We start from the raw sequence: 26961 nt of genomic DNA, 5'->3' as shown, positions 1-26961 counted from the left end.
AGCACGTGCCCCTCACCCGCGCGCCCGGGTCAGCTCATCCGCCAACGACAGTCACCTCTTCGAAAACGGTCGCGCGCCCCGGGATAATGGGTAAGCGAACCGTTTCCTCGCCGAGATCCTCGCCCGCCGGGCCTATCCGCACGGCGGGAAAGTCCTGGTACGAACTCTGGACCGCCGCAGGGATCAGGAGCCGGCCCACCACCGGGGCGAGGTAGATCGTGGAAACCGTTCGCGCCTCTGAGCCGGCCGTTGTACGCACCCGCACAGCCCGATCTAGCGAGAGCTTCCAGGCTGCGTTCATCGGCCCCAGGGGGATGTTCAACATCACCAGATCGGGAACCTCTTTCACACGGGCTCCTGTCGCGCGGCCCACACGAACCACCGCCTCCTCGGGAGCGACAAGAGAGCCCGGGCCGTCCCCAGCCACCCCGGACGTCACGAACTCCATCCCGCTCTGGCGTGGCATACCGAGCTTTCCGTCCGTGTCGATTCGGACATCGGTGGTGTACGCCGATACAGCTATGAGCACCTCGGGCTCCCGTCCGGTCCCGAGCGTGAAGAGGTAGAAGGGGCCGAATGCCCGGCGAAATGCCCGGTGATAGCCCTCGGGAAAGAGCTGGTACGGTGTGTGGACGAAGTACACGCGTCTGTCGGACCGCAGTCGAGAGAGGTTGATGGCGCGGCCACGCTCGTCGTCCCAGAACGGCTTCATGGCGGGGCCGAAGCTGAGCACGAAGGAAGCCGTGAGCTCCCGCGCCCGCTGCTCCGAGATGATCTCGGCCGAGGAGGGCGCGGTTGCCTCCGGAAAGGTGAACAGCCCGTCGCTGCCCCAGGCGCTGTTCCGCCGAGCCGGCGACGTACTGCCGCACGTCCTCCACGCCTCCCGGTGACCCGGTGGGGCCGTCCGCGCACCCGGGGAGCAGGGCCGCGCACGACAATGCGGACGCAGCCGCCAACCGGCGGAATCTAGCTGCCAACATCAACCCCTTCCCTTTCGGATGCTCAAGATGGCCCGCATGTCAGCTGCGGCGGAACGGGCTGGCAGGTCGGATCGTTGCCACCGAATCCGCGGACGTTGTACCCGTGCGCGTCGAAAGCGCCCGCGCTGTCCTGCGCCCTCACCTCGAGCCGGTGCCAGTTTTCCCCGGGGAATGAGCTCCAGGTCGTACCGCTGCCTGCATATAGGTCGTCCAGATACCAGTCGAACGTGTAGGTCCCCGTGCCTCCCCTAGCGGTTGCGGTCCAGGTCTGAGCTCCCTGTGAGGCGTACACCAGAGTGGGGCCCTCAATCGTCGCTTCGATCCCTCCCACATCGAGCGACAGTACCGCGGCGACGGTACTCCAAGTCTGGTCCGTCACTTCAACGCGGAGGTTCGAATCACTCGTTCCCACGGTGGCCGTGTAGCTCGGGCCACTCCCGACGAGCGTTCCATCGCGATACCACGCGTACGTGAACCCGGGGTAGCCCCCCTTAACGGGTGCGCTCCAGGTGTGAGTGGTGTTCGGGAGGGGAACTTTCTCACCGGTCAGCTGGGCCGACATCGTGGTCTGTTGATAGGTGAGTCTGGTCTTCCCTTCCGCGTACTTGTCTCCCGTTTGGCTATACGCGCTGAACTTCACCATGTCGATGTCGGTAAAGGTCTCGTCGCCCGTTGCTGCCACGTACTCGACGCGTGGCTGGGCGAACTTCTGTCCAGCAAAGCCAAGGAAAACGGTGATCTCTTCCCCCACCTCCTCGCCATTTGAGTTTTCCACCTTCACCCTCGCATAAAACATGTCCTCCGCCCCTCGATCCCAGATCTTCGCCGCTGCGTACTTTTTCTCTTCGCCTGGGTCCGCCAGCGGGATCGGGCACTCCGCCGGGATCACCAGGTCAAACTCCAGACCGTAGAGGCTGGCGTTCGCGGTGCTCGAGATGACCGGGCAGTTCGCGATCTTGTTGTTGCTGCAGTCCCCCGCCGCCAGGCCCGTGCAGGCCAGCAGCATCGCGATCGATCAACGCATGATCACTCTCCTCCCTGCACGAGATGGACTCGTTCGTAGGAGGCCGATTCGCCATCTACGAGCTGCAAGTCGACTGGCACGGGCCGGTGGCTCTGCCCCGATCCAGCCACCCCAAAGCTGCGAAGAGTGCGCCCGTTGCCCGGAACCGCCGACATCAGCCGCCGATCGCTCTCGGGTCCGACGAAGAGCTGTCGTGTGCGCCTGACGCCTCTCGTCCCCTTCACCGACACGTCACGGTCGAGCGTCAGCTTCCACATCGCGGAAGCGGGGGAGTACGGGAGTGGCGGCCGTACCAGCTCGGGCGTCGTGACCACGCGGGCCCCAGTGGCACGGCCCACGGTCTCCACCGCTTCCTCGGGAGAGATCATCCGGAACTCGCTGGTGTCGATCGGAAGGGCATGGGAGACGAACTCCATCCCGCGGAGCTCGGGGCGCTCGATCAGCCCGCGGTTGTTGATCTTCGTACCCGCGTTGTACGCGGCCACTGCGGTCAGCAGGACGGGCTTTGCGCCCGAGTAGAGTGTAACAAGGTAGTACGGGCCATGTACCCGGACGATCGCCGGATGATGGCCGTTCGGGAACTCGCCGTACGGGGTACGGGCAAACACCGTACGAGGTCCGACGGTGAGATTCGAGATGTCGATTACCTCCCCCCGCTCCTCCGACCACGCGGCCCGAAGGGACGGACCCCAGCTCTTCACGGATGCGAGCGCGAGCCGGCCCGCCTCTTCGGAGGTGATGATAGGACGGCCTCCAGGTGCCTCCGGCACGCCAAGGTCGAATTCGCCCTTCGCGTTTAGACTCGCCACTGCTGCGCCGGTGACGTACCGTCTAAGCGTCTCCGGCGCGATAGAAGAACCGGAAGTAGGACCGTCGGGCGCGTCGCACGCTACGAAGAGCGCGGCAGCTGCCAGCGCTGCGACGAGAGGGCGTGGGAGGTGAGTACGGGTACGAAACGGGCGAAGCGGAGGCAGGGACAAGTGGACCTCCTGGAGGGGCGCCGCAGAGCATAAGGCGACGTACGGTTTTCTGTCTTTTGCAGCAGACCCAGACGATAACGGGAAACGACTTCAAGGTCAACGCAACTCTTGGCAGGAAACGCGGGGTTATGTGCGGAGCGTCGTGGTTTGCGGACTAATGCGTTGCCGGCGTTTGAACATCCGGATTAAGTCGCGCAGAGCATCGGGATTGACGCAGAAAAATCCGGTGCCCTGATGCGGAAAGCCGAACCGCCCCCACACCCGTTCACGGGCTTGGGGGCGGCTTCGTACACGCGCGGCCTACCTCGATGCCTGCTTCTCCGCTTCCGCCAGCGCGTCCCAGCCGAGCATGGCGCACTTGACGCGGCGCGGGAGCTTGGCGACGCCGGCGAGCGCCCGCATGTCGCCGAGCGCGCGGTCGCGGGCGGCCTCCTCGTTGCCGTGCATGAGGTCGCGGAAGCGGTTCGCCACGAGGTGGATCTCGTCCCACGACTTCCCCACCGCGTGCTCGCACATCATCGAGGCGGCCGCCTGCGAGATCGCGCACCCGTGCCCGCTGAAGCGCACGTCCTCGACGATCCCCTCGCGCACGCGCACGGTCAGAAAGATGTCGTCGCCGCAGAGCGGGTTCCTCTCCGCCACCACCGCGCTCGGCTCCTCCACCTCTCCCCGATGCGCGGAGGAGCGGTAGTGCTTCAGGATCAGCTCCTGGTACACGGATTCGAGCGGCAGCGCCATGGGAGACTGCGGGGAATGGGGAATGGGTTCTGGGGAATGGGAACGACATGGAGCGCGGAAAGCGGAGTGGAGGTTTCTACCATTCCCCATTCCCCATTCCCCATTCCCCATTCCCCTCTTTTCAAAGTCCGAACAGCTTCCGCGCCCGCCCCAGCCCGTCCATCAGCCGGTCCACGTCGGCGGGCGTGTTGTACAGGTAGAACGAGGCGCGCGCGGTGGAGCCCACGCCCATGCGGCGCATCAGCGGCTGGGCGCAGTGGTGGCCGGCGCGGATGGCGATCCCCTCCGCATCCAGGATGGTGGCCAGGTCGTGCGGGTGCACGTCGCCCAGGGTGAAGGAGATCACCCCCGAGCGCTCCGCCGGGTCGCGCGGGCCGAAGACGGTGAGGTCCGGGATGGCGGCCATCCGCTCCAGCGCGTAGGCCAGCAGCGTGCGCTCGTGGGCCAGGATGGCGTCGCGCCCGATCCCGGCCAGGTACTCCGCAGCCGCGCCCAGCGCCACGGCACCCGCGATGTGCGGCGTCCCCGCCTCGAAGCGGTTGGGGAGGGGGGCGTAGGTGGAGTGCTCCAGCTCCACCCATTCGATCATGTCGCCGCCGCCGTGGAAGGGGGGCATCGCCTCCAGTAGCGCGCGCCGCCCCCACAGCCCACCCATCCCCGTGGGGCCGCACATCTTGTGGCCGCTGAACGCGTAGAAGTCGCACCCCAGCGAGGGAACGTCTACCGGCAGGTGCGGCGCGGACTGGGCGCCGTCCACCAGCACGATCGCCCCCGCCGCGTGCGCCCTATCCGCGATCTCGCGCACCGGGTTGATCGTCCCCAGCGCGTTCGACACGTGGACGATGGAGACGAGCTTCGTGCGCCCGGTGAGCAGCTCGTCCAGGTTGGAGAGGTCCAGCCGCTGCTGGTCGTCGATGTCCAGGAAGCGAAGCTTGGCGCCGGTGCGCTGCGCCACCATCTGCCAGGGCACCAGGTTGCTGTGGTGCTCCATGACGGAGAGGAGCACCTCGTCGCCGGCGCGCAGGTTGGCGAGGCCCCAGCTATACGCCACCAGGTTGATGGCCTCGGTGGTGCCGCGCGTCCAGATCAGCTCCGCCGGGTCCGCGATCCCAAAGAGCGCCGCCACCTTGCCGCGCGCCAGGTCGAACGCGTCCGTGGCCCGCACGGAGAGCGTATGCACTCCGCGGTGCACGTTGGCGTTGTCGTGCTCGTAGTACGCGGCCAGCGCGTCCAGCACGGCCCGCGGCTTCTGCGTGGAGGCGGCGTTGTCCAGGTACACCAGCGGGTGCCCGTTCACCTCCTGCTGGAGGATCGGGAAGTCCGCGCGGATGAGCTCCGCGTCGAGCACGCCCGGCATCTCGGCGATCAGCGACATGGGTTCCTGCAGTCCTCGAAAAAGCGATTTCACACAGAGCACACGGAGGAAACAGCAAGCCGCAGAGAAAGCCCTTTAGCTGTTCTCTCTGTGTCTCTGTGTGAGCCATGCAGTTACTCCGGCATGTCCACGAAGACGGAGTCGTTCTCCACGCGGGTGGTGAACACGGGCACCGGGCGCACGGCGGGCGGGCACTGGGGCACGCCCGTGCGCAGGTCGAACATGGCGCCGTGCCACTCGCAGGTGATCGTGCACTCGTCCGGGTCCACCTCGCCGGGGGAGAGCGGGAAGTCGCGGTGCGAGCAGTTGTCCTGCAGCGCGTAGAACTCGTCTCCCACGCGCGCCAGGCACACCCGCACCCCGTTCAGCTCCACGTCGATGGCCGATGCCTCCGCCACGTCGGCGACGGAGGCCGCGCGCACCCACACCACCGGCTACAGCCCCCGGCGCGCGAGCTTCAGCTCCACCGCCCGCACCAGCTCGGCGCGGACGCCTTCCAGCGGGAGCTGGTCCAGCACCTCGCCAAAGAAGCCGAACACCACCAGCCGCACCGCCTCGCTGCGCGGAATGCCGCGCGAGAGGAGGTAGAAGAGCTCCTCCTCGTCCAGCTGCCCCACCGTGGCGGCGTGCGAGCAGCGCACGTCGTCCGCCTGGATCTCCAGGTTGGGGAGGGAATCGGCGCGGGCGCCGAGGCTCAGCAGGAGGTTGCGGTTGGTCTGGTACGCATCGGTGCGCTGCGCCTTGGGGTGCACGCGGATGAGGCCGCGGAACACCGAGCGACCCGTGTCCTGCAGCGCCCCCTTGAAGAGCAGGTTGCTGGAGGCGTGCGGCGCGATGTGGTCCTGCAGCGTCTCGTTGTCGAAGTGCTGCGTCCCCTGCGCGATGTACACGCCCAGCATGTCCACGTGGGCGCCCGGCGCCTGCATCCTGCACTGCGCGTCCGCGCGCGACAGGTCGCCGCCGAGCGTGGCGTAGAGCGTGGTGATCTTGGCGTCGCGCCCGGCCACCAGCCGGTCCGTGCTCAGGTGCGAGACCCCCGCCCCGAACCGCTGCACCGCCACGTACGTCACCTTTGCGCCCTCCTCCGCCACGATCTCCGCCGCGCTCACCGAGAGCGTGGGCGACGGCATGGCGTCGGAAGCGAGCTCGTCCACGATGGCGATCTCGGCGCCGGCCTCGGCCACGATCAGGAGGCGCCCGAACGCCGCCGTCCCCGCGCCGCTGAGCCAGCGGTAGAGGCGCACGGGCGTCTCCACCCGCACGTTCTTGGGGACGTAGAGAAAGAAGCCGCCGCTCCAGAAGGCGTTGCTCATGGCGGCGAACTTCCCGTCCTCGGGCGTCACCGCGCTCCCCAGGTAGCGCTGCACCAGCTCGGGGTGCTCTGCGGCGGCGCCTTCCAGCGAGGCCAGGATCACCCCCTGCGACGCGAGCTCGGCCGGCAGTTCGCGCAGTACCACGGAGGCATCCACCTGCACCGCGCGCGCGCCCTCGCCCGCCTCAACGATCAGGGCACGCAGCGGGGCCGGGAGCGCGTCGACGGTAGCGGGCGCGGCCTCTTCGGCGAACGAGAACGCGTCCAGCCGCAGCCTGCGCCCGATGTCGGTGTAGCGCCACTCCTCGGCTTCGGTGGTGGGCATGGGAGTCTCGGCGAAGATGCCGTACGCCCGCTGCCGTGCCAGGCGCAGCCACTCCGCCTCCACCTTGCGCGCGGAAAGGATCTCCACCTGGTCGCGCGTGAAGACGCCGAGCGATTCGGCGGCGACAGATGTATGGGTCACGATGGGGTCCGGTTCGGTAGAAAGTACAAAAGTGCCAAGTGCCCAGTGCCTAGTGCCCAGTAACTACCGAACCACTGAGCACTTGGCACTGGGCACTTGGCACTGGGGTTAACCTACGCTCCCTTCCATCTCCAGCTCGATCAGCCGGTTCAGCTCCACCGCGTACTCCAGCGGAAGCTCCTTGGCGATCGGCTCGATGAACCCGCGCACCACCATGGTGGCCGCGGCGTCTTCGCTGAGGCCACGGCTCATCAGGTAGAAGAGCTGCTCGTCGCCGATCTTGCTGACCGTGGCCTCGTGGCCGATCTGCGACGTGGGGTCGTTGATCTCGATGTACGGATAGGTGTCCGTACGTGCCTCCTCGTCCAGCAGGAGGGCGTCGCACTCCACGTTGCTGCGCGCGTGGTGCGCCCCTTCCTCCACCTTGAGCAGGCCGCGGTACGACGACCGGCCCGAGCCGCGCGAGATGCTCTTGCTTACGATGCGGCTGCTGGTGTGCGGCGCGTTGTGCACCACCTTGCCGCCCGCGTCCTGGTGCTGGCCGGGGCCGGCGTACGCGATGGAGAGGATCTCGCCGCGCGCGCCCTCGCCGTTCAGGTAGCACGACGGGTACTTCATGGTCAGCTTGCTGCCCAGGTTGCCGTCCACCCACTCCATGGTGGCGTCACGCCCCACGATGGCGCGCTGCGTCACCAGGTTGTAGACGTTGTGCGACCAGTTCTGGATGGTGGTGTAGCGGCAGCGCGCGCCTTCCTTGACGATGATCTCGATGACGCCGGAGTGGAACGAGTCCTGGGCGTACGTTGGGGCGGTGCACCCTTCGATGTACTGGATCTGGGCGCCCTCTTCCACGATGATCATCGTGCGCTCGAACTGCCCCATGGCCTCCGCGTTGATGCGGAAGTAGGCCTGGAGCGGCATGTCGAGCTTCACCCCCTTGGGGATGTACACGAACGACCCGCCGGACCACACCGCCGTGTTGACCGCCGCGAACAGGTTGTCGCGGTACGGCACCACGGTGCCGAAGTACTGGCGCACGATGTCTTCGTGCTCGCGCAGCCCGTCGTCCATCCCCTTGAAGATGACGCCGGCGTCCTCCCACTCCTTCTTGAGCGAGTGGTACACCACCTCGCTCTCGTACTGCGCGCCGACGCCGGCCAGGATGCGGCGCTCCTGGTCCGGAATCCCCAGCCGCTCAAAGGTGTTCTTGATCCCCTCCGGCACCTCGTCCCACGTGCGCCCCGTCTTCTCGCTGGGGCGGATGTAGAAGTAGATGTCTTCGAAGTTCAGCCCGCTCAGGTCGCCGCCCCAGGTGGGCCAGGGCCGCTTGACGGCGTGCTTCAGCGCCTTGAGCCGCACGTCCAGCATCCACTGCGGCTCGTTCTTCTGCCCGCTGATCTCGCGGACGATGTCCTCGTCCAGGCCCTTGCGGCTCTTGAAGATGTAGTTCTCTTCGTCGCGGAACCCGTACTTGTACTCGTCCAGGTTCAGTGCGGCGACGCTTTCGTTTACGGGCATGATGATCCCTGTTTCTGCGGGTGTCGAACGGCAGTCCTAAGTGCTAAGTGCTAAGTCCTGCAGTTCAGCACTTAGCACTTAGCACTTAGCACTTCTTCTCAGATCGCGGCCCCTTCCCGGAGCCAATCATACCCCCGCTCCTCCAGCTCCAGCGCCAGCTCCGGGCCGCCGGAGCGGATGATCCGCCCGTCCACCATCACGTGCACCCGGTCGGGGGTGATGTAGTTGAGCATCCGCTGGTAGTGCGTGATCAGCAGGACGGCCATGTCCTTGCGCTCGTCCTTGATCTTGTTGATCCCGCTGGTCACGATCTTCAGCGCGTCGATGTCCAGGCCACTGTCCGTCTCGTCCATCACGGCGAGCTGCGGCTCCAGCATGGCGAGCTGAAGGATCTCGTTGCGCTTCTTCTCGCCGCCACTGAAGCCGTCGTTCACGGAGCGCATGGCGAAGGCCGGGTCCATCTCCAGCATCCCCATCCGCCCCTCCAGCTCGTCCTGGAAGTCGAAGATGTCGACCTCTTCGCCGCGCTTGGCGTTCAGCGCAGTGCGCATGAAGTTGGCGACCGAGACGCCCGGGATCTCCACCGGGTACTGGAAGGCCAGAAAGATGCCGGCGCGGGCCCGCTCGTCGGGCTCCATGTCCAGCACGCTCTCGCCCTTGAACAGGATGTCGCCGTCGGTCACCTCGTAGGCGGGGTGCCCGGAGATCACCTTGGAAAGGGTGCTCTTCCCGGAGCCGTTGGGCCCCATGATCGCGTGGATCTCGCCCGCGTGCAGCTCCAGGTCCAGCCCCTTCAGGATCTCCGTGCCGTCTTCCGCGATCTCGGCGTGGAGGTTGGTGATCTTAAGCAGCGGCTCGGACATCTCGTTCGGTCTCCTGGGACGGCGGCCCGCGCGGGGCCGGCCGGTAGTCGTTGTGCGTCGCGTTCGGCGGGAAACCTCCTGGTACCCCGCCCGTCGGGTTCCGCTCCCCGTGGGTGCGTCTCCCAATAATGATTCTCCGTATCAGGGGGCAAGCTACCCCCGCTCCCCGCCCGCGTCAAGCATCCCCTCGCGTCACGGAAAGGGGGTGCGGCCGGGTCGCAAGAATGATGCGGGGGTTGTGCTCGCGTGTGCCGCAAGGCTGCAGCTTCGCCGCGGCCGGGCGCAGCTTCCCCGCTCCGGCGCCGCCGAGCGGCCGCGCCCGCCGTCCGCGAAGTGGACGCACCCCCTCCAGGAGATGAGCCAATGGCCCGGGACGAGAGATGGAAAGCCGTTGCGAGGGAGGATGACCTCGTCACCTTTGAGGTGACAGAGCTTGGCCGCAACGGCGCAAACGGCGAGCGCACCGAGCAGCTTACCGTCGTGGCCCTCGCGGAGATGCTCACCATCGGCGGCATCCCCGTCACGGTGGAGAAGGTCCGGCAGATGAAGATCGTGGGCACGCCCTTCCCGCTGAGGTTCCACAAGCACGCGGTGGCCCCCGATCGCTTCACCATCCAGATGGTCCAGTAGAGTCCAGATGCGGAGAGGGGGGGAGCCCCGTGGGCTCCCCCCCTCTCTCTTCCCAGGTGCCGCGCTGCGTCAGTTGGAGCAGGCCGTGGCGGCCGGAACCACCTGTGCCTGGTCGGCCGTATACCCCGCGATCGTCCACTCCCACGCCGGCGCCGCCGAGGCCGCGAACGCCTCGGAGCGCATGGTGCGGCGGCGCGCCGTGCCGCGAGGGGAGCCGCCGGGCTCGTCCGAGCCCGCCGGGCGCGTAGTCGTCGTGACCCCCACGTCGCTTCCCACGATCTCCGCGTTGAGCACCACGTCGCCGCTGTTGCCGCGCAGCTTCACGCACCCGCTGCTCCCCGCCGTAATCCGCACCGAGCTCGCGCCGCGGCCGCTCACGCGTAGCTCGTCGGTCGTGCGGTTCACCACCAGGACTGTGACGGCGGCCGGCTGGCCGCTCTGCTTCGTGCTGTCGGCCTGCTGCGCCGATGCGGCGGAGGCGGCGCCGCAGGAAAGGACGACTGCGGCAAGTAGGATGCGCATGGCGGCTCGGTTTTTGGGGGTGGGTCGTGCGGCAAGACCCGCAAGGTAACGTACCCCGCGGCAAACCGGAACCCTTTTCATCGCTTCACCTTGCGTTCGCGCCGCGAAACCGGCCGGGCCGCGGCGGAGTAGAGAGATCGTGGATCGCGCGGGTTCCCTTCGCCTGGATGAGATCGATGGACATCCTTGAAGTGGGAGAGATACTCGGCTACTGCGCGGCGTTCTGGTGCTTCCTCTTCTCGCCCGCCTTCCGCCGGCAGCGGATCACGAAGTTCCGTGACGCCGGCGCCGTACGGCGCGGCTTCATGCTGCTGGACGGCGCGGCCGCGGTCTTTTGCGGACTGCTCCCCTTGATGTTCGCATGGTGGGCGTTCGCTCCGTAAACAACCGGACTTTCGGGCATGCTTCCCGCGCACCATCCTCCACACGCCCCCCCTCACCCCGCACACACCGCCACCATGCCCGAACCGCAGAACCCGCTTCCACTTTCCGCGCCGGTGGGCGGCACCGTGCTGGTGCTGGGCGGCGGGGGGATGAAGGGCGTGGCCCACATCGGCGTGTGGAAGGCGCTGCAGGAGGCCGGCATCGAGGTGAGCGCCTTCATCGGCACCAGCATCGGGTCGATGATGGCCACCGGGCTCGCCTCCGGCTGGGGGTGGCGCGAGCTGGCCGAACTGGCCCGCAACCTCACCAAGGACGACATCGTGGCCATAAACCGGCGCGCCGTGCTCTTCGGCGGCGTGCGCGAGGAAGCGGTGTTCCGCGGCGACCACTTCCGCGGCTACCTGGAGCGCACCCTCCCCATCCAGGCCTTCTCCGAGCTCCAGAAGCCGCTCCGCCTCAACGCGGTCTCGCTCATCACCGGCAACGAGGTGTGGTTCGGCAGCGGCGCCGACGAGGAGGTGCCGGTGGTGGACGCCGTGTACGCATCGTGCGCCATCCCCATCTACTTCCCCCCCGCGCGCATCGCAGGCGACGTGCTGGTGGACGGCGGGGTGCTGGACGTGCTCCCCGTGCGCCAGGCCGCCGCCTGGGGCGCCGGCCGCATCATCGCCGTCGACGTCGGCTCCGAGATGACGCCCCCGGCCGAGAAGTACTTCGAGCGCGGCATGGTCGCCATCCACGAGCGCGTCCTCACGCTCAACCTTCAGGAGCAGCGAAAGCGCTGCCTGGACGGCTGGCAGGGACCGCCGGTGGTCTACATCCGCCCCCGCATCGGCCACCTGGGCGGCTGGGACTTCGGCCGCACGCAGTACTTCCTGGAGGAAGGCTACCGCGCGGCCCGCGAAGCTCTCAAGGCGGCCGACGCGGCATAGTTTGGTCTCCCGCTGGCAGCTTCCAAGCGCGTAAAAGCGGTAGGAACCGCACCTTAGGCAATGCGGTATTCTATGGCGTACGAACACACGCCACCAAGGAGCTTTCCGATGATGGAAGACAAGCAGACCGCGGACCTCGCCAAGTACGACGATGGGTTGCTGAACAGACTCCAGCCGTCGGAGAGTATCCCGATGCTGGAGGATGAGCCGGCCATCGAGCTGCCAGACTTGAGCGATTTGCCGCCGGACGTTCAGGAATTCATCAGAGGACTCGCGCAGGAAGGGATTGAGGTCACGCCGGGCAGGCCAGTTCCGAACCGCATCCTGCCCGAACCGCTGCGGGCGAATACCTCGCTAAGCGCCGCAGTCATCGAAGAGCGCGAAGAGTACGAGTGGTGAGGTACTACTACTTTGATGCCAGCGTGCTGGTGAAGGCGTATTTCTGGGAAGAAGGAACCGAGGTGGTGCGTCAAGTCATTCGAGATCTGTCGGCCGAGTCGTCCGGAACACGGGTGGCTACCTCGAGGATTGCGTTCGTCGAGGCCGTCTCCGCGGTCTCCCGGCGCACCTTCGCGGGTGAAATCACCCCCGAGCAGGCGGAAGAGGTGTGGAACCGCATCGCCACGGACTTCGCCGGCTATCACCTGTTGGAGCCGAAGCCGCGCTTGCTCGAGCGCGCCGCGGAGCTTACACGCCGGCACCGTCTCCGCGCTATCGACGCGATCCACCTCGCGACAGGACTGGCCGCAAGGCGCCAGGCGCCGGCCTGGGTCGATTTCCAGTTCGGGTCCGCGGACCGGCGCCTGAACGTCGCGGCGACGGCGGAGCTGTTCGACGTGTTCAATCCGGAAAGTCCGGTTCCGCCCGGCACCTCCACGCCCGTCACGCCGTCCGAATAGCCGCTCCAGAGCCTGCCGAAGTCCCGCATTCATCCGGAAAACCCGCCGTGATCTCCCCTCCCGCTCCGCGTCCGGCCCGGAGCGTGCGGCTAGGGGCGGGTTCGCGATGATCCACGGATGCCGGCTTCCAGCTCGATGGACGACAGAGACCCCGCAGCGTACCACGATTGGGAAGCGCGCCTGGCCCCCGTGCCGCCGCGCGAGCGCCCGGTGCCCCTTCGCGTTCCCGCGCCGCTCGACTCGACGCGTGCCGGGCAGGCGCGGCGGATCGCGTTCCTGCGCGGGCGTGGGGTGGAGGTGCCGCACCTGGAGGGGCGCGGCGGGACGCCGGACCCGGAGGCGCTGCGCGGCAACGTGGAGCACTTCGTGGGGATGGCGCAGCTGCCGGTGGGGCTGATCGGGCCGTTGCGCGTGAACGGGCTGCACCTGCGCGAGGACGTGTTCGTGCCGCTCGCCACCTCCGAGGGGGCGCTGGTGGCGAGCTACGACCGCGGGGCGCGCATCCTTTCGCGTGCCGGGGGCGCGGTGTGCATGCTGGTGGAGGAAGAGGTGCAGCGCGCGCCCGCCTTCGCCTTCGGGACGCTGGCGCAGGCGGCGCGCTTCGCGGAGTGGGCCTCGCATCGGGTGGAGCTCTTTCGCGAGATCGCCGCGCGCGAGTCGCGCTACGGGCGGCTGGTGTGGATGCGCGCGCACCTGGAGGCGAACCACGTCTACCTGATGTTCTCCTTTCGCACCGGCGACGCGGCGGGGCAGAACATGGTGACCTTTGCGACGGCCGCCATCTGCCGCGAGATCCTGGACCGGACCCCGGTGCGGCCGGAGTACTGGTTCGTGGAGTCAAACCTCTCCGGCGACAAGAAGGCATCCGCCGCGCGCTTCCTCCACACCCGCGGGCGCAGGGTGACCGCCGAGGCGCTCCTCCCGCGGACGCTGGTGACGCGCGGCCTCCGCGCCACCCCCGAGCGCATGTGCGACTGCTGGCGGATGGGGCTGCTGGGCGGGGTGCAGACCGGTGCGATGGGGGCCAGCAGCCACGTGGCCAACGCGCTCGCCGCGCTCTTTGTGGCGTGCGGGCAGGACGTGGCGTGCGTGGCCGAGGCCAGCCTGGCCGTGCTGCGCATGGAGGTGCGCGACGGCGACCTGTACGTCGCGCTCACCCTCCCCAACCTGATCGTGGGGACGGTGGGCGGCGGCACGCGCCTTCCCACCGCGCGCGAGTGCCTGGCGATCCTGGACTGCGTGGGGGCGGGAAAGGCGGGGCGGTTCGCGGAGATCTGCGCGGCGGTGGCGCTGGCCGGGGAGGTGTCGATCGTGGGGGCGCTGGCCTCGGGGGAGTTCGCCGCGGCGCACCAGCGGCTGGGGCGCGGGCCGGTGGGATAACGGCGGAAGCACCGTTTTCGTCGGTCGAGTTCCTGGAGCCCGGCCACCCGGTGTACGCGCTCCGCCCCGCCGCCCCGCTGCAGGTGGTGGCCGGGTCGTGCTTCTACGCTCCGCGCGACTCCTTCGTCTACCCCGGCGGCGTGGAGGAGATGGGCCCCGCCGACGGCCGCGGCCGCACCATCGCCTCCGACGCGGTTCCGTCCATCGTGGCCGAACCGGTGGCGGTGTGAAGCGCGACTGACTCAACCCGGGTGAATGGAGAGGAAAAGGGTCTCACGCGAAGGCGCAAAGGCGCAAAGAAAGCACTTCTATGTCTTCCTTGGCGTCTTCGCGCCTTTGCGTGACACCTTGATCTTCTGACCGCGCGGGCGCTGTCGAGACGGTATTCCTTATGGCACGGGCTTGCCGTCGCGGTAGATGCGCACGCCCTCGCCGCCGTGCAGGAGGAGGCGCGCGCCGCGGCCGCCGTAGGCGCGCATCAGGTCGATCATCATCGCCTCCTCGCCGCCCCAGGGGTAGGCGTACACCACGTCGAAGTCCTCCAGCGGATGGCCCAGCTCGGGGTAGGCGGAGGCGCCGTGGCCGATCGTCCCCAGGCGCCCGTCGCCGTCGGCGGGGCGGTAGCGGTAGCCGGAGGGGATGAAGCTCCCCGCCGCGAACCGCGCCCCCGAGCCGTACCGCGACGCCAGGCCGCGCGCCACCTCCACCAGCGCCGGGTCCAGCTCGATCCCCCAGGCCTCGTAGCCCAGCAGGTCGGCCATGATGGTGATGACCCCCGTCGCCGAGCCCCACTCCAGGAAGCGCAGCCCCGCCCCGCGCTGCGCCACGAGCGCCTCCAGCACGCGCTCGTAGTCCGCCGGGACGAAGGGGTGCCAGTCGTTCCGCCGCACGTCCACGTCGAAGCGCTCCCAGATCTCCCACCCCTCGTCGCTCAGCGCGGCGATGCGGGCGCGGAGCTCAGGGTCCAAACCGTCCATTGCCGGCGCGCCGGGTTCGGCGGCCACCCTCAGGCGTCCTCGTCGTCGTCCGCCGCGGTGCCGTCGTCCTCCGCCCCCTCCTCCACCCCGCCCTCCGCCTCGCGCTCCTTGCGGGCGCGCTTCTTCTCTTCCTTCTCGTCCTTTTTCTGCTGCTTCAGCATCTCCTTCTGACGCTTCTCGAAGCCATAGTTGGGGCGTCGTGCCATGCGTGCCTCCTCTCGTGCGGACGACCCCGTGCGGCCCGTGCGGGCCGTGGTTGATCGAGCCGGTAATAGACGACTTCTCAGTTCTTGCGCTTGAACGACCAGGTGAAGACAAAGGTTGCCACCTCCGTGCCATCCTCCATCCGCCCCACGCTGGTCGTCTCCGCGGTGGTGCCCTCGCCGGTGCGCAGCGTTTCCGCCACGGCGGCGGCGATGAGCTCCCCATCCGCGCAGGTGAAGACGGCGTCGGACACCGCCTTCTTGCCGAACGACGCCCTCATCTCGGTCACCAGCATGGAGACGGGAGCGCCGGCCCCCTGCACGGCAGCCATCGCCAGGGCGCCGGTCGACAGCTCGGCGGCCATGGCCTGCGCGGCGAAGTAGGTGCTGCGAAAGGGGTTCTGCGTGCGCCAGCCGCGCGGCACCACCACATCGCAGCGCGCCGCGTCCAGGTGGCGCACCCGCAGCCCGGCGAACCAGGCCAGCGGCAGCCTGGCCATGAAGTAGGCCCGCATCCGGGCGCGGCTGCGCATGTTGGCGCGGAACGCCTCGGCGCGGGCGGCGTCCGGCAGGGCCGGGGCGGTCACGGTGCTCAAGGGCGGCTCCTTGGGGGGAATGAGATCGGCGTGCCGCCCTCAACATGGGGCCCGGGGCCCGCCCGGCAAATGGGGCAGATCATCTTCCGCGCCACTCCCGCGCCGCCTCGGCCGCGGGGACGAGCTGCTCGTCGACGATGGCGTGGATGGCCGGGAGGTGGCCGCGCTCGCGCGGACCTTCGGAGATGGAGGTGAAGACGGCCGTCAAGCCGAGCGAGGGAGCCACGAAGATGTGCTGCCCGCCGTAGCCCCAGGCGAAGTAGATCTCGTGCCGCCCGGACTGGCGCAGCCACCACCCGTACCCGTAGTCGAAGCCGCTGTAATCGGATGCGCCGCGCGGCTTCATGGACTCGCTCACCCACTCGCGGGGAACGATCTGCCGCCCCTGGTGCACGCCGCCGTTGCGGTACAGCTCGCCGAACGCGAGCATGGCGCGCGGCGTGAGGTACATGTCGTTGCCGCCGAAGTAGATCCCCTGCGGATCGCGCTGCCAGCGGGGGATGGTGATGCCCAGCGGCTCGCCCAGCTTCTCCACCGCGTACGCCCAGGTGCTGCTGCCCGTGGCGCGCGTCAGCACCGCGGAAAGGAGGTGCGTGCTCCCGGTGCTGTAGATCATCCGCTCGCCGGGAGCGGCCTCCAGCGGGCGGCGGAGCGCATCGCGCACCCAGTCGCGGCTCTGCACCCACTCGCCGTAGTTGTCGAACGAGGTGCTCTCCAGCCCCGCCGTCATCGACACCAGGTGCCCCACGGTGATGGCGCGCTTGCGGGGATCGGTGCCGGGCCCGAAGTGCTCAGGCAGGATCTCGGCGACCGGCTGGTCCACGCGCAGCTTTCCCTCGCCGGCGGCGATCCCCACCAGCGCGGAAAGGACGCTCTTGGAGGCGGACTTGATGTTGGTACGCCGGGTGGCCGCGCCGCCGCGCCAGTACTCTTCCGCCACCACGCGCCCGTCCTGCGCCACCAGCATCCCGGTGAGCCGCGGGAGCTCCGCGCCCCTGCGCACCGCCTCCGCGAACTTGAGGGTGTCGCCGGGAGGCGGGCGCCGCACCACCTGCGCCGCCGGCGGAGTCTCGCGCGCGGCCGCCGCGCCGTCGCACGCGGCCAGGAGGAGCGCGGCGAGGGCGGCGCGCGTCACCCCCGTCACCGCACCAGGCGCCAGCGCCCGACGGCCGGGGGCTGCACGGGCTGCGGCAGCGAGCGCATGTGGTCGATCAGGACGTTCAGGTCCACCAGGCCGGTGGCGGTGCGGCGGCCGGCGGCGAGCGAGGTGTAGCGCTCGCCGCCCTGCGCCATGAACTCGGTGAGGCCCAGCGTCACCCGGTCCGCGTCGCCCAGCTCGCGGCCGCCGTCCAGGCGCACGGAGCGGATGCGGCTTCCCTGCGGCGCCGCTGAGTCGTAGGCGACGGTCATCCCCGAGACGTGCGCCGTGGGGCGGCCGGTGGCGACGGCGTTCTCCAGCGCGGCGCGGAGCTGCGCGCCGGTGGCCTCCACGCGGAAGATGGCGTTCTGAAAGGGCTGCATCTCGTAGAGCACGCCGTAGTTCACCGGACCGCCCGGGAGCCCTCTGCGGATGGAGCCGTTGTTGATGATGGACGCCTGCGCCCCCGCCGCCCGGCGGAATGCGTCCGCCAGCAGGTTGCCCAGCGGCCGCTCCCGCCCCTGGTTGACGAGCGGCTGCGCCGTCGTCACCACCACGCGCTCGGTGAGGGGGCGCACGTTCGCCTCCCACTCGCGCACCACCCGCTCGACGGCCGTGTCCGGCGTGACCTCGTCGGCGTAGGGGGTGCGGACGGCGCGGTACGACACGCGCGTGCGCCCGCCGCTCCGCTCCAGGTCGGTGACGCTGTAGGCCGCGCCGTACGACATCGCCTCGACGACGGGGGTGGCGCCGGCCATGGCGAGCACGCGCAGGTGCGTGTGGCCGCCGACCACCAGGTCCACCGGCTGGGTGAGGGCCCGCGCCACGTCCATCATCTCCCCCGAGCACTCGCGCGACTCCTCCTCGGGCGCGGTGCCGGGGACGCGGCACTCCGCGCCGATGTGCATCGTGACCACCACGAAGTCCACACCGGCGGCGCGCACCTCGCGCACCGCCTGGTCGATGGCGGGCACCGCGGGGCGGAACTCCAGCCCCGTCACTCGCCCGGGCACCACCATCTCCGGCGTGTTGGGAAGGGCGACCCCCACCACCCCCACGCGCACGCCGCGCCGCTCGATGACCGTATACGGCTTCACCCACTCGGGGCGGCGCCCGGTGCCCGCGTGGTAGAGGTTGGCCGCCACCCAGGGGAAGCGGCTCTCCCGCATGCGGTTGCGCAGGGTATCCTGGCCCCAGTCGAACTCGTGGTTCCCGGTGGCGGCCGCGTCGTACCCCATCGCGTTGAAGGCGGCGATGGTGGCGCGCCCCCAGCTCAGGTTGGAGATGGCCGTCCCCTGCATGTCGTCGCCGGCCGAGAGGAAGATGGTGGCTCCCGCGAAGCGCGCGGCGGCGCTGTCGAAGTGGGCGGCGAGCACCGCGGCACCACCGGCGGCGCGCGTCCCTCCCGAGCGCGGCGGCTGCGGCACGATGCGCCCGTGGATGTCGTTGGTGTGCACCACCCGCAACCGCTTAACCCCGGAGGGCGCGGCGGCGGAGGGGGTCTGCATCGAAGGAGCACAGGCGCCGCCCAGGAGGAGCGCGAGCGCGACTCCCAGCGGCGCGGTGGAGCGGAACCGGTTCATGCTGCTTCCGTAGCGGGTAAAACGTCGTCGGCGCTGAACAAGATACGCCGTCCACACCCGCCTTCGCACCCCGCGCGCCGGGGCGGGGATGGGGCAATGTGGGGCGTGCGCGTCCCAATTGCGCCCTTCTGTGACGGGCGCCGGAGCGCGAGCAAGATTGGTCAAGTGGCACAAATTCATGTGCCGGAACGCTTTAGCGGATCGTTCCGGCCCGGCTTGTTTTTTTTGTACACGCAGAACACTTTCGTTGTGCCCGCTGTACCCACCCCTCCCGCTGCCGAGGTACCATGATCGACTCCGCTGCCGTCCCCGCTCGTCTCAACGAGGATCCGTACCAGACCAGCACGATCCAACACGACGGCTCCGAGTACACGTTCCGCTTCTACAAGGGCTTCGCGAGCCGCGTGGTGTTCAATGCCCCGGATGGCACCCAGATCCCCGTTTACCAGCAGTCCGGCACCTTCAACTGCCAGGACACGGGCGGCCCAGTCCCGCGAAGCACCCTCACCGTCACCGGCGGACCGCTGGCGCTGGACATCGAGGTGGAGATCCTGGACGATCCCATCGGCCCGCCGGACTACCGGGGCCCTATCTCGGATCTGCAGATCGGGTTCAAGAAGCGGGGCACGCCGGTGACCCCGAACCCGCACGTGAAGCCCATCCGCGGCGGCGACCAGATCTCGCGCATCCAGGTCACCGAGCGCGGCAACGGCGGCAGGGGCGGGGTGCAGGCGCTGCAGTCGGACCCCGGCGGATCGGTGGAGGTGGACAACACGGCCGACACCTGCCCGCCGATCTGCGAATCCTGATCATGGAGGGAGACGCGGGGCGATGCTGATCCTATCCCTTCAATGGCTTCTCACGCTCCTGTTCATCCTGTTCGGGATCGTGGCGGCGACCGTGCCGCGCTACGTAAAGAGCGGGTCGCCCCGCCACCTGCTCCTGTGGTCGGTGACCGGGATCACGTTTCTCCTCCAGGGGTTGAACCGGCTCGCGCAGAACACCTTTGGCACGTGGGCGTACTTCGCGGGCCCGGAGACGCGGGTGTTCAGGAGCTACCTGGTGGCCCTTCCCGCCGCCAACCACAGCCGCACCTTCGCCATGCTGGCGTTCTGCGTTGTTCTCGGCGTGCTGACGTTCTGGCGGCGGGAGCTGTCGCGGAGTCTCACGCTTCTGTTGAGCGTTGGAGTGGTGCTGGCGGGGATGGGAGTGGGTGCGGTGGTCGGGTGGTACGAAGGCGCGTTCAGAATTCAGCCGCACTTCTCCGCGGTCGCCGTATCCGACGCCTTCGAGCTGGTCTTCCTCCTGGCCGCGCTCTTTGCGGTGCTGATAGGCAACCAGGTGGACAGGCTGCTGTGGCTGGCGCTAACGGCGTACACGTTCAACGTCGCGCTCAACATCCTGTGGATGATCGGGCTGAGTGCGTTGGGGGTAGCGTGGGCTCCCTCCGTGCTGCACATGAACCTGTACCGGGTGACGCTGCTGGCCATCATGGTATGCGCCGCGATGCGGAGGGTCTACCTCGCCCGCAGGGAGATTCCCACTCGCGGCTTGCTGGAAAGTGTTCCTCCGCAGGCTTCCGCGATGAGCATGGGGTGATGGCCGGGAAGCCGCCGCAGGCATAAGCGATTCGCGCGGAAAGAAAAGGGGCCCTGCTCGAGGTTCGAGCAGGGCCCCGTCTCCATGAAGCACGTTGGCTCAGGGCCATTCGCGGTACTTCACGAGGAGGCCGGCCAGGACCAGCCAGAAGAGGCCGTAGCCCAGCGCGTACGCCGCCGCGCCCCAGGCCACGCCGCCGGAAAGGAGCGCGTTGTAGACGTCGCTCACGGCGGAGTGCGGCGGGAGGATGAAGGAGATCGCCGCGCGCACCCCGGGGGTGAAGGGGAGCACCGGCGACGCCTGCATCAGACTCAGCCAGGTGTCGGTGAGGAAGAAGAGGATCACCGCCAGGAACCCGTCGCCTCGCGGCACCAGGGCGGAGAAGAAGGCGGTGAGCCCGCCGTACACCACCGCCAGGAGGAGCGCCTGGAGGAGGAAGGAGGGGCCTACCCGGATCTCTCCCCACGCCGCGAGCTGTGCAAAGAACCAGAAGAAGGCGGCGGCCAGCATCGCCAGCGCCAGGGAGAGCACCCAGCGCAGGCCGTAGAAGGCGAGCGGCCGGGTGGGGTGCGAGAAGGCGAGGCGGTAGTAGCCGCGCCGCCGGTCGGTGGCGATGAAGCCGGCCAGCAACGCCACCATCCCCACCGTCGCCAGGTTGGCGATGGTGAAGGAGATGCCGAACGGCTCCAGCAGCTCGGACACGTCCCCCGGCGACTCGGCGGGGTGCTCGTGGAGCGCGGGGTCGGCCAGGTAGAAGATGAAGCCGGCCAGCGCGAGCGCCGCGATCCGCCAGCGCAGCTGCCGCAGGAGGATGGGGATCATCGCACACCCCCGCGCACGCGCTCTTCCAGGCGCAGCCGCTGCGGCGCCAGCGCGCGCACCACCACCCCGCGGGCCAGCAGCGCCGCCAGCCGCTCGCTGATCTCGCGCGGGGAGGCGGGGTCCACGCGAAAGGCCCAGGGCGCGCCCTCCTCCTCCAGCGCGCCGGGAAAGATCTCGTGCACCACCTTCACCGCGCCGGGGGTGTCCTCCACCTCCAGGCGGTAGGGCGGATCGATGCCCTCGGCGGCGCGCAGGTCCAGCAGCTCGCGCACGCGGCCGGTCTCCAGCACGGCCACGAGGTCGGCGGTGCGCTCCAGCTCGTCCAGGTTGTGCGAGGCGATCAGCAGGGTGCGCTGGGGGTCTTCCGCGCGCCACTCGGCCACGACGCTGCGGAGGCGGGCGATCCACTCCGGGTCCAGCCCGCTTGTCGGCTCGTCCAGCACCATCACGCCGCGCGGGGCGAGGAGGGCCTGCGCCATCGCCAGGCGCTGGAGGTTGCCCTTGGACAGGTAGCCCACCCTGCGATGCGCCACCGCCGCGATCTCCATCCGCTCCATCACGTCGTCCACGCGGGCGCGGGCGTGCTCCACCTCGGCCAGGGCGGCGTAGGCGTCCAGCGCGCCGCGCGTGGTCCACGACGGGGGGATCGCCACCAGCTCGGATACGTAGGCCACGCCGTGCTTCTCCACGTAGCCGCGCGGCGCCATCCCGTGCACCTCCACCCGGCCCTGGGTGGGGCGGATGTAGCCCAGGAGGAGGCGGATCAGCGTGCTCTTGCCGGCGCCGTTGGGACCCACGATCCCCAGCGCGGTGCCGGGGGGCACTTCCAGCGTCACGCCGTCCAGGGCGCGCACGGGGCCGCCGCGCGCGCGCGCCAGCGGCCCGGCGAATTCCTTTACCACGTCGGTGAAGCGGATCATGGGCGGGAGCGTACCGTGGGCCTCCGCCGGGCGCAAGGGCGCGGAACGGTTTCTGCGCCGCCCTTGCGCCCATGAACACGCCCAGGCACGCACACGAGCATCCCGAGCGGGGCGCCCTCCGCCCCCTGCTGCGCGGCATCGGCCGGTGGGTGGGCGGATTCCACGCGGCGGTCGGCACCTTTCTCCTGCTGGCGATGGCGGTGATGCTGGCCGGCGTGGCCGCCTTCGCCGCCCTCGCCGACGCCGTCACATCGGGCGAGACGGAGGCCGCCGACCGCGCCATCCTCCTCTGGCTCAACAAGCAGGCGAGCCCGCGGCTGGACGACTTCGCGATGAACGTGACGGCGCTGGGCTCGGGCCTGGTGGTGGGGATCGTGGTGGCGGTCGCCAGCGTGTACCTGTGGGGGAGCCGACACCGCTACTCCGCCGTGCTGCTCTGGATCGCGCTGGGCGGGTCCTGGATCCTGAGCAGCATCCTGAAGGCTTTCTTCAACCGTCCCCGCCCCGACCTCTTCCCCTGGCGCACGCCGCACGCCTTTCAGGCATCCTTCCCGTCCGGCCATTCCATTACGGCGATGGTGGGCTACGCGACGCTGGCCTACCTCGTCGCGCGGCTGATCCCGCAGCGCGGCCTGCGCTGGTTCACCGTCTGCGCGGCGGCGACGATCGTGGCGCTGGTCGGATGGTCGCGGATGTACCTGGGCGTGCACTGGCCCTCCGACGTGCTGGGCGGCTTCGCCACGGGGCTGGCCTGGGCATCGTTCTGCGGCCTGGGCCTGAGCGCCGTGCGCTACTTCCGCTACCGCCGCCCGGAGCTCACCGCGGAGGAAGAAGACCTGGAGAAGTGAGGAGACAGTGGGCTCACACGGAGACACGGAGCCACAGAGAGAGAGAACTTCTTGCTTTCTCCTCCGTGCCTCTGTGTCTCTGAGTGAGATTGCTGTTCGGATCAGCGCGGCATCGCTTCGCCGGCCGTGGACGCGAGCGCGAGGGTGGCGGTGCGATCCGGCAGGAGGGCTTCCGGGGTGCGCGCGATGCGGAGCGCGGTCGCGGGGCGGGAGCCGCCGAGGCGCGCCAGCACCGGCGCGGGTTCGGCGCCCGCGAGGCGCAGCTCGTCGCCTACCCGCGTGGCGTAGGCGCCGCCGGCGCGCGCGTACACGTCCGGAAGGATGGTCACCGAGTCGGCGGCCACCTCGGTCAGGCGGTACTCGATGCGGGCGCGCACCCGGCCCGAGAGCGCGACTTCGCGGGTCGCGCGCGGCGTGCGGGCCAGGTGCGCCAGCGTGCTGTCTGAGATGGGCGAGCCGTCCGCGCGCAGGATCATCGTGGCCAGCTCCATCACGTCCGCGTTGCGCATGCGGATGCAGCCGTGCGACGCGGGGCTCCCCAGGAAGCGCTCGTTCCCCGCGGGCGTGCCGTGCACGTAGTAGTCGCCGAAGAGGTGGATCTTCACCCGCCCCATCGGATTCGACCACCCGGGACCGGTCTTCTTCTCGCCGCGCGCCCAGGCCGCGCCCGGCGGGGGCGTCCACGTGGGGTTCCACACCATCCGCCGCAGCCCGGTGGCGCCCGTGGGCGTGGCGTAGCGCGCGCGGCCCACCGACACCGGGTAGGAACGCACGCGCTCGCCGCCCTGCATCACGTCCAGCCGGCCGGCGGGGATGTTGACGACCAGCTCCATGGGCCCCTGCGCGCGGGCGGGAGCGGCGATGGCGGAAGCGCCCAGGATCAGCGCGGTCGAGGTCAGGCGAAGAAGAGTGGCCATGGTCGGGTTTGGGTCTGTCGTTGCGGGCCGCGGGGGGCGCTTCCTCCATCCCTCCCGTCGCGACCGCCGGCGCTGCAACCGCCTGCGGCCATCTACGTCGCGCCCCGTGCGGTGTTTCAGGCGGCGAGATCGTGGTGGCAACGTACCCGTATCACCTTCGGGCCACATTGGTCATCTGACCCCCCACCGGTAAACGCTGGACGGACCGGCCGCGACGCCGCACATTGCGGTGCGTCGCCTCCCTGCCGTGCCACATTTCGGCTATCTCCCCGGATCTCCAGATGCGCAGACTCGCCGCGGGTGTCGTGCTCGCCCTTTTCGCCTCCGCCGGATCCATCGCGGCCCAGACGGCGCCGATCGCGCTCTCCGACGCGGACGGGCAGGAGCTCGCCATCGAGGAGATGAACGTGCGGAGCGCCATCGAGGGCGTGTTCTCGCTCACCGAGATGGAGATCGTGTTCCGCAACCCGCACGGGCGGCGGATGGAGGGGCGCTTCACGGCGACGCTTCCGGAGGGCGCCACCGTGAGCCGCTTCGCCAAGGAGGTGGACGGGCGGCTGATGGAGGGCGAGGTGGTGGAGCGGGTGCGCGCCAACCGGGTCTACGCCGAGATCCTCCACCAGATGCGCGACCCCGCGCTGCTGGAGCAGGACCAGGGGAACCGCTTCAGCGCGCGCGTCTTTCCCATAGAGGCGAACGGGCGCGTGCGGGTGGTGCTCGGATATACGCGGCTCCTTCCGCTGGAGGCGGGGGTGCGCACCTACCGCCTCCCCCTGCGCGGGCTGCCGCGGATCGGGATGCTGCGGGTGACCGCCCACGTGCGCCCGCTTCCGCACGAGGAGCAGGCGCGCGCGACGCTCTTTGGCCCCGCCGGCAGCCGCACGGTGGCCGGGGGGGCGATGGCGTTCGAGAACGAGAGCTTCACCCCCACCGAGGACCTGGAGATCGCCTGGCGCCCGCGCGCCGGAGCGCCGCGAAGCTACCTGCTGCGCGCGGGGCAGTTCTACCTGGCGGGTACGAGGCCGACGGTGCCGGCCCCGCGGCCGGAGCAGGGGATGCGCTGGGTCTTCTTCCTGGACACCTCCGCCTCCGCGGCCGAGGGGATGGAGCACCGGCTGGCCGCGCTGCGCACCGTGCTCGGCGCGCTGCCGGGGGGCACGGTGGAGCTGCACGCCTTCGACCAGGCGGTGAGGCCACTGGGCACATTTGCCCCGCGCGAGGCCGGGGAGCGCGTGGAGATGCTCCTGCGCCGGCGCGGCTTCCTGGGCGGCACCGACCTGCACGGGGCGCTGGCCGCCATCGCCGCCCGCGCCGCCCGCGAGCCCGGCACGCGATTCGTGCTGGTGAGCGACGGGGCCGCCACCATGGGCGCCACAGATCCGGCCGAGCTCTTCCGTCCCCTTGCGCGCATGCCGGCGAGGACGCGGCTGAGCGTGCTGGTGCTGGGCGCGCGCGAGGACGGCTCCACCCTGCGGCCGATCACCGAGGGGCGCGGCCGCATCGTGCGCGTGCCCTTTACCGAGCGGATGCGGGAGCACGCCCGCGCCGCCGCCGCGCGCCTGGCGCTGCCGCTGGGGCGCAGCGTGGCCGTGCGCGACGGCGCCGCCGAGCTCCTTCACGTCCGCGGCGCGGACGACCTGCAGGAGGGCGGCGAGGTGCTCGTGCTGGGCCGCCTTCGCGAGGGGGCGGCGAGCCGCCTGTCGGTGGACGGCGCCCCCGTCGGCGGCGCGGCGGCGCTGGACGAGGAGCGCTTCGGCCCCCTGCTGGTGCGCGAGTTCTACCGCGCGCACCTGGAGAAGCTGGTGGACGACGAGCGCGACGCGGACGGTCCGGAGGCCCGCAAGCGGCTGGCGGAGGAGCAGGTCCGCCTGAGCCTGGAGCACCGCGTGATGGTGCCGCGCACCACGATGCTGGTGCTGGAGAGCGAGGCCGACTACGAGCGCTTCGGCCTGCGCCGCACCGCGCTGGCGGAGATCCTGGCCGTGGGTCCGCGCGGGATCGAGCGGCTGGACCGCGCCCGCGCCCCGCTGCCTGGGGGCGCGCTCGCGCTCGCCGATTCGGCCGACGGCGAAGACATGGCGGAGGAGCCGGAGGAGCGGACCGCCGAGGCCCCGCCGGCGAGCGCGCCTCCTCCTCCTCCTCCTCCTCCTCCCCCTCCGATGAGCGCGCCGCCGCCGCCGCCCGCGGTCGAAGTCCCGCCGCCGCCAGTCGCGCCGGTCCCGCCGCCGCCCCCGGCGTCCGTGCCCCCGCGGGCCCCCCTGTCCGCGACGCTCAACCTGGATGGGGCGGTGGCGACGGGAACGGCGTCCCGGGCCCGGGCCGAGTTGCCGAAGTGGGTGAGCGCGACCCGCTTCGCGCCGGGCGAGGTGAGTTCTCTGCGGGCGCGGCTCCGCGCGAACCCGCGCGACCGCGCCCTCTACAATCAGCTCAGCGAGGCGCTGGGCGAAGCCGGCCTGTGGCGCGAGATGCGCGAGGTGGCGTTCCGCTGGCAGCCGATGGACCCCGACAACCCGCAGGTCTACGAGAGCCTGGCGCTGGCGAGCCACGCGCTGGGGCGCGCGGAGGAGGCGGTGCGCGCCACCGGATCGCTGGTGGAGGTGGCGCCCTCCAAGCCGGAGATGCTCCAGCGCGCCGCCCTCCTCCTCTGGCGGATCGGGGCGCGCACCGAGTGGGAGGCGCCGGCCCGCCGCGCGGTGGAGATGCGCCCCGACCTGCCGAACCCGCACCGCACGCTCGCGCTCCTCCTCTGGCAGTCGGGTCGCGCGGAGGAGGCGGCCACCGTGCTGGAGGGGGTGCTCGCCGGGCCCGTCGACCGGTGGTATGGCAACGTGGCAGAGGTGGTGAGGCAGGAGCTGGGCTACGTGTACCGCTCGTGGATGCGCAGCGCGCCCCGCCGCGCGGCCGAGATCCGCCGCCGCGCCGCGCGGCACAACGTCGACCTGGAGCGCACCGAACGCCTGCGCATCACCATGACCTGGGACACCGACGGCAACGACGTGGACCTGCACGTGGTGGATCCCGTCGGCGCCCACGTATTCTACGCGGCCCCGAAAGCCCCCAGCGGGATCAAGCTCCTGGAGGACATCACCGAGGGCTTCGGCCCCGAGGTGGTGCTGACGGACCGCGTGCTTCCGGGCAGGTACCACGTCGGCGTGAAGTACTACGCGGCGGGCCCCATGGGGATCAGCCGCGGCATGGTGGTGGTGATGGAGCCCGCCCGCGCCGGCGACGTCCGCGTGCGGATCGAGCCCTTCCGCCTCCTCCCGGACCGCGGCGACGTGCAGCGCGTCCTCGTCCTCGATCCGGTGGCGGCGAGCCGGTAAACATCCCAGGGAACCCGGGCCGGCCGTCGTCG

At 70.0% G+C, this 26961-nt stretch carries 30 protein-coding genes; 12 read left to right on the top strand and 18 right to left on the bottom strand.

Features of this window, described 5'->3' with window-relative positions; all coding sequences use genetic code 11:
* Nucleotides 1-34: 34 nt before the first annotated feature.
* The gene (locus VF584_01245) at nt 35-643 is read right to left on the bottom strand and encodes a hypothetical protein (protein HEX8208781.1); all 609 of its coding nucleotides are present in this window, start codon (nt 641-643) and stop codon (nt 35-37) included.
* Between the two features lie 31 nt (nt 644-674).
* On the opposite strand from VF584_01245, the gene VF584_01240 reads away from it, so the two are divergent.
* A complete protein-coding gene (locus VF584_01240; protein HEX8208780.1) occupies nt 675-890 on the top strand; it encodes a hypothetical protein in 216 nt (71 codons plus the stop codon).
* 112 nt (nt 891-1002) lie between these two features.
* Here the strand turns inward: VF584_01240 and VF584_01235 are convergent, their stop codons facing one another.
* The 8 genes from VF584_01235 to sufC form a co-directional block, all read right to left on the bottom strand.
* Complete coding sequence (locus VF584_01235) at nt 1003-1986, bottom strand: hypothetical protein (GenBank protein HEX8208779.1); 984 nt, start codon at nt 1984-1986, stop codon at nt 1003-1005.
* A 20-nt stretch (nt 1987-2006) separates the two neighbouring features.
* Nucleotides 2007-2612: a hypothetical protein gene (locus tag VF584_01230; protein HEX8208778.1), complete on the bottom strand. Its 606-nt coding sequence runs from the start codon at nt 2610-2612 to the stop codon at nt 2007-2009.
* Nucleotides 2613-3284: 672 nt separating this feature from the next.
* Entirely contained in the window at nt 3285-3722 is a 438-nt protein-coding gene (locus VF584_01225) for an SUF system NifU family Fe-S cluster assembly protein (protein ID HEX8208777.1), read from the bottom strand.
* A 121-nt stretch (nt 3723-3843) separates the two neighbouring features.
* Nucleotides 3844-5079, bottom strand: a complete 1236-nt coding sequence (locus tag VF584_01220) for a cysteine desulfurase (protein ID HEX8208776.1) — start codon at nt 5077-5079, stop codon at nt 3844-3846.
* Nucleotides 5080-5210: 131 nt separating this feature from the next.
* Entirely contained in the window at nt 5211-5519 is a 309-nt protein-coding gene (locus VF584_01215) for a non-heme iron oxygenase ferredoxin subunit (GenBank protein ID HEX8208775.1), read from the bottom strand.
* A gap of 12 nt (nt 5520-5531) precedes the next feature.
* A complete protein-coding gene (gene sufD / locus VF584_01210) occupies nt 5532-6875 on the bottom strand; it encodes a Fe-S cluster assembly protein SufD (GenBank protein ID HEX8208774.1) in 1344 nt (447 codons plus the stop codon).
* Between the two features lie 108 nt (nt 6876-6983).
* Entirely contained in the window at nt 6984-8393 is a 1410-nt protein-coding gene (gene sufB, locus VF584_01205; GenBank protein HEX8208773.1) for a Fe-S cluster assembly protein SufB, read from the bottom strand.
* 98 nt (nt 8394-8491) lie between these two features.
* The gene (sufC, locus tag VF584_01200; protein ID HEX8208772.1) at nt 8492-9256 is read right to left on the bottom strand and encodes a Fe-S cluster assembly ATPase SufC; all 765 of its coding nucleotides are present in this window, start codon (nt 9254-9256) and stop codon (nt 8492-8494) included.
* 363 nt (nt 9257-9619) lie between these two features.
* On the opposite strand from sufC, the gene VF584_01195 reads away from it, so the two are divergent.
* A complete protein-coding gene (locus tag VF584_01195) occupies nt 9620-9886 on the top strand; it encodes a hypothetical protein (GenBank protein HEX8208771.1) in 267 nt (88 codons plus the stop codon).
* A gap of 69 nt (nt 9887-9955) precedes the next feature.
* On the opposite strand, the gene VF584_01190 is transcribed toward VF584_01195, so the two are convergent.
* On the bottom strand, nt 9956-10408 hold the full coding sequence (locus VF584_01190) for a hypothetical protein (protein HEX8208770.1): 453 nt from the start codon (nt 10406-10408) through the stop codon (nt 9956-9958).
* A gap of 176 nt (nt 10409-10584) precedes the next feature.
* Here VF584_01190 and VF584_01185 point away from each other — a divergent pair, with 176 nt between their 5' ends.
* From VF584_01185 to VF584_01160, 6 genes are all read left to right on the top strand, one after another.
* Nucleotides 10585-10791, top strand: coding sequence for a hypothetical protein (locus VF584_01185; protein HEX8208769.1), 207 nt, complete (start codon nt 10585-10587; stop codon nt 10789-10791).
* 75 nt (nt 10792-10866) lie between these two features.
* Complete coding sequence (locus VF584_01180; protein HEX8208768.1) at nt 10867-11724, top strand: patatin-like phospholipase family protein; 858 nt, start codon at nt 10867-10869, stop codon at nt 11722-11724.
* Nucleotides 11725-11832: 108 nt separating this feature from the next.
* Nucleotides 11833-12123, top strand: coding sequence for a hypothetical protein (locus VF584_01175; protein ID HEX8208767.1), 291 nt, complete (start codon nt 11833-11835; stop codon nt 12121-12123).
* Nucleotides 12120-12623 (top strand): type II toxin-antitoxin system VapC family toxin, encoded by a 504-nt coding sequence (locus VF584_01170; GenBank protein HEX8208766.1) that lies wholly within the window; start codon nt 12120-12122, stop codon nt 12621-12623. Before VF584_01175 ends, VF584_01170 begins: the two co-directional genes overlap by 4 nt.
* 117 nt (nt 12624-12740) lie before the next feature.
* Entirely contained in the window at nt 12741-14003 is a 1263-nt protein-coding gene (locus VF584_01165; protein HEX8208765.1) for a hydroxymethylglutaryl-CoA reductase, read from the top strand.
* Between the two features lie 50 nt (nt 14004-14053).
* Nucleotides 14054-14233 carry a hypothetical protein gene (locus tag VF584_01160; protein HEX8208764.1) on the top strand — a complete coding sequence of 60 codons (180 nt, stop codon included), beginning with the start codon at nt 14054-14056 and terminating at the stop codon, nt 14231-14233.
* Nucleotides 14234-14392: 159 nt separating this feature from the next.
* On the opposite strand, the gene VF584_01155 is transcribed toward VF584_01160, so the two are convergent.
* The 5 genes from VF584_01155 to VF584_01135 form a co-directional block, all read right to left on the bottom strand.
* Entirely contained in the window at nt 14393-15007 is a 615-nt protein-coding gene (locus VF584_01155; GenBank protein HEX8208763.1) for a hypothetical protein, read from the bottom strand.
* A gap of 2 nt (nt 15008-15009) precedes the next feature.
* Nucleotides 15010-15186 (bottom strand): hypothetical protein, encoded by a 177-nt coding sequence (locus VF584_01150; GenBank protein ID HEX8208762.1) that lies wholly within the window; start codon nt 15184-15186, stop codon nt 15010-15012.
* Between the two features lie 77 nt (nt 15187-15263).
* Nucleotides 15264-15770: a DUF4442 domain-containing protein gene (locus tag VF584_01145; GenBank protein ID HEX8208761.1), complete on the bottom strand. Its 507-nt coding sequence runs from the start codon at nt 15768-15770 to the stop codon at nt 15264-15266.
* An 88-nt stretch (nt 15771-15858) separates the two neighbouring features.
* Nucleotides 15859-16914, bottom strand: a complete 1056-nt coding sequence (locus tag VF584_01140; protein HEX8208760.1) for a serine hydrolase — start codon at nt 16912-16914, stop codon at nt 15859-15861.
* Nucleotides 16915-16919: 5 nt separating this feature from the next.
* Nucleotides 16920-18500, bottom strand: a complete 1581-nt coding sequence (locus VF584_01135) for a 5'-nucleotidase C-terminal domain-containing protein (protein ID HEX8208759.1) — start codon at nt 18498-18500, stop codon at nt 16920-16922.
* Between the two features lie 287 nt (nt 18501-18787).
* On the opposite strand from VF584_01135, the gene VF584_01130 reads away from it, so the two are divergent.
* The gene (locus VF584_01130) at nt 18788-19309 is read left to right on the top strand and encodes a hypothetical protein (GenBank protein ID HEX8208758.1); all 522 of its coding nucleotides are present in this window, start codon (nt 18788-18790) and stop codon (nt 19307-19309) included.
* Between the two features lie 22 nt (nt 19310-19331).
* Complete coding sequence (locus VF584_01125; GenBank protein HEX8208757.1) at nt 19332-20099, top strand: hypothetical protein; 768 nt, start codon at nt 19332-19334, stop codon at nt 20097-20099.
* Nucleotides 20100-20198: 99 nt separating this feature from the next.
* Here VF584_01125 and VF584_01120 read toward each other — a convergent pair whose 3' ends face one another.
* Both VF584_01120 and VF584_01115 read right to left on the bottom strand, forming a co-directional pair.
* The gene (locus tag VF584_01120) at nt 20199-20921 is read right to left on the bottom strand and encodes a hypothetical protein (GenBank protein HEX8208756.1); all 723 of its coding nucleotides are present in this window, start codon (nt 20919-20921) and stop codon (nt 20199-20201) included.
* Nucleotides 20918-21841, bottom strand: coding sequence for an ABC transporter ATP-binding protein (locus VF584_01115; protein ID HEX8208755.1), 924 nt, complete (start codon nt 21839-21841; stop codon nt 20918-20920). Before VF584_01115 ends, VF584_01120 begins: the two co-directional genes overlap by 4 nt.
* Before the next feature lie 71 nt (nt 21842-21912).
* Here VF584_01115 and VF584_01110 point away from each other — a divergent pair, with 71 nt between their 5' ends.
* Nucleotides 21913-22689 carry a phosphatase PAP2 family protein gene (locus VF584_01110; GenBank protein HEX8208754.1) on the top strand — a complete coding sequence of 259 codons (777 nt, stop codon included), beginning with the start codon at nt 21913-21915 and terminating at the stop codon, nt 22687-22689.
* A gap of 101 nt (nt 22690-22790) precedes the next feature.
* On the opposite strand, the gene VF584_01105 is transcribed toward VF584_01110, so the two are convergent.
* Nucleotides 22791-23606 (bottom strand): L,D-transpeptidase, encoded by an 816-nt coding sequence (locus tag VF584_01105; protein ID HEX8208753.1) that lies wholly within the window; start codon nt 23604-23606, stop codon nt 22791-22793.
* Between the two features lie 281 nt (nt 23607-23887).
* On the opposite strand from VF584_01105, the gene VF584_01100 reads away from it, so the two are divergent.
* Complete coding sequence (locus VF584_01100) at nt 23888-26929, top strand: VIT domain-containing protein (GenBank protein HEX8208752.1); 3042 nt, start codon at nt 23888-23890, stop codon at nt 26927-26929.
* The last annotated feature ends 32 nt before the right edge of the window (nt 26930-26961 follow it).

Origin of the sequence: Longimicrobium sp. (assembly GCA_036389135.1) — a bacterium.
Lineage (GTDB): Bacteria > Gemmatimonadota > Gemmatimonadetes > Longimicrobiales > Longimicrobiaceae > Longimicrobium.
Note: the sequence above shows the minus strand (reverse complement) of the source record. Positions and strands in the feature narration are given on the sequence as shown.

Bases quoted from the DNA above. Each gene is read 5' to 3' on its own strand.
- VF584_01115 (HEX8208755.1), bottom strand. From the start codon at position 21,841: ATGATCCGCTTCACCGACGTGGTAAAGGAATTCGCCGGGCCGCTGGCG.
- VF584_01105 (HEX8208753.1), bottom strand. From the start codon at position 23,606: ATGGCCACTCTTCTTCGCCTGACCTCGACCGCGCTGATCCTGGGCGCT.
- VF584_01100 (HEX8208752.1), top strand. From the start codon at position 23,888: ATGCGCAGACTCGCCGCGGGTGTCGTGCTCGCCCTTTTCGCCTCCGCC.
- VF584_01135 (HEX8208759.1), bottom strand. From the start codon at position 18,500: ATGAACCGGTTCCGCTCCACCGCGCCGCTGGGAGTCGCGCTCGCGCTC.
- VF584_01185 (HEX8208769.1), top strand. From the start codon at position 10,585: ATGGACATCCTTGAAGTGGGAGAGATACTCGGCTACTGCGCGGCGTTC.
- VF584_01190 (HEX8208770.1), bottom strand. From the start codon at position 10,408: ATGCGCATCCTACTTGCCGCAGTCGTCCTTTCCTGCGGCGCCGCCTCC.
- VF584_01175 (HEX8208767.1), top strand. From the start codon at position 11,833: ATGATGGAAGACAAGCAGACCGCGGACCTCGCCAAGTACGACGATGGG.
- VF584_01195 (HEX8208771.1), top strand. From the start codon at position 9,620: ATGGCCCGGGACGAGAGATGGAAAGCCGTTGCGAGGGAGGATGACCTC.
- sufC (HEX8208772.1), bottom strand. From the start codon at position 9,256: ATGTCCGAGCCGCTGCTTAAGATCACCAACCTCCACGCCGAGATCGCG.
- VF584_01220 (HEX8208776.1), bottom strand. From the start codon at position 5,079: ATGCCGGGCGTGCTCGACGCGGAGCTCATCCGCGCGGACTTCCCGATC.
- sufB (HEX8208773.1), bottom strand. From the start codon at position 8,393: ATGCCCGTAAACGAAAGCGTCGCCGCACTGAACCTGGACGAGTACAAG.
- VF584_01225 (HEX8208777.1), bottom strand. From the start codon at position 3,722: ATGGCGCTGCCGCTCGAATCCGTGTACCAGGAGCTGATCCTGAAGCAC.
- VF584_01150 (HEX8208762.1), bottom strand. From the start codon at position 15,186: ATGGCACGACGCCCCAACTATGGCTTCGAGAAGCGTCAGAAGGAGATG.
- VF584_01120 (HEX8208756.1), bottom strand. From the start codon at position 20,921: ATGATCCCCATCCTCCTGCGGCAGCTGCGCTGGCGGATCGCGGCGCTC.
- VF584_01130 (HEX8208758.1), top strand. From the start codon at position 18,788: ATGATCGACTCCGCTGCCGTCCCCGCTCGTCTCAACGAGGATCCGTAC.
- VF584_01240 (HEX8208780.1), top strand. From the start codon at position 675: ATGGCGCGGCCACGCTCGTCGTCCCAGAACGGCTTCATGGCGGGGCCG.
- VF584_01235 (HEX8208779.1), bottom strand. From the start codon at position 1,986: ATGCTGCTGGCCTGCACGGGCCTGGCGGCGGGGGACTGCAGCAACAAC.
- VF584_01110 (HEX8208754.1), top strand. From the start codon at position 21,913: ATGAACACGCCCAGGCACGCACACGAGCATCCCGAGCGGGGCGCCCTC.
- VF584_01165 (HEX8208765.1), top strand. From the start codon at position 12,741: ATGCCGGCTTCCAGCTCGATGGACGACAGAGACCCCGCAGCGTACCAC.
- VF584_01125 (HEX8208757.1), top strand. From the start codon at position 19,332: ATGCTGATCCTATCCCTTCAATGGCTTCTCACGCTCCTGTTCATCCTG.
- VF584_01180 (HEX8208768.1), top strand. From the start codon at position 10,867: ATGCCCGAACCGCAGAACCCGCTTCCACTTTCCGCGCCGGTGGGCGGC.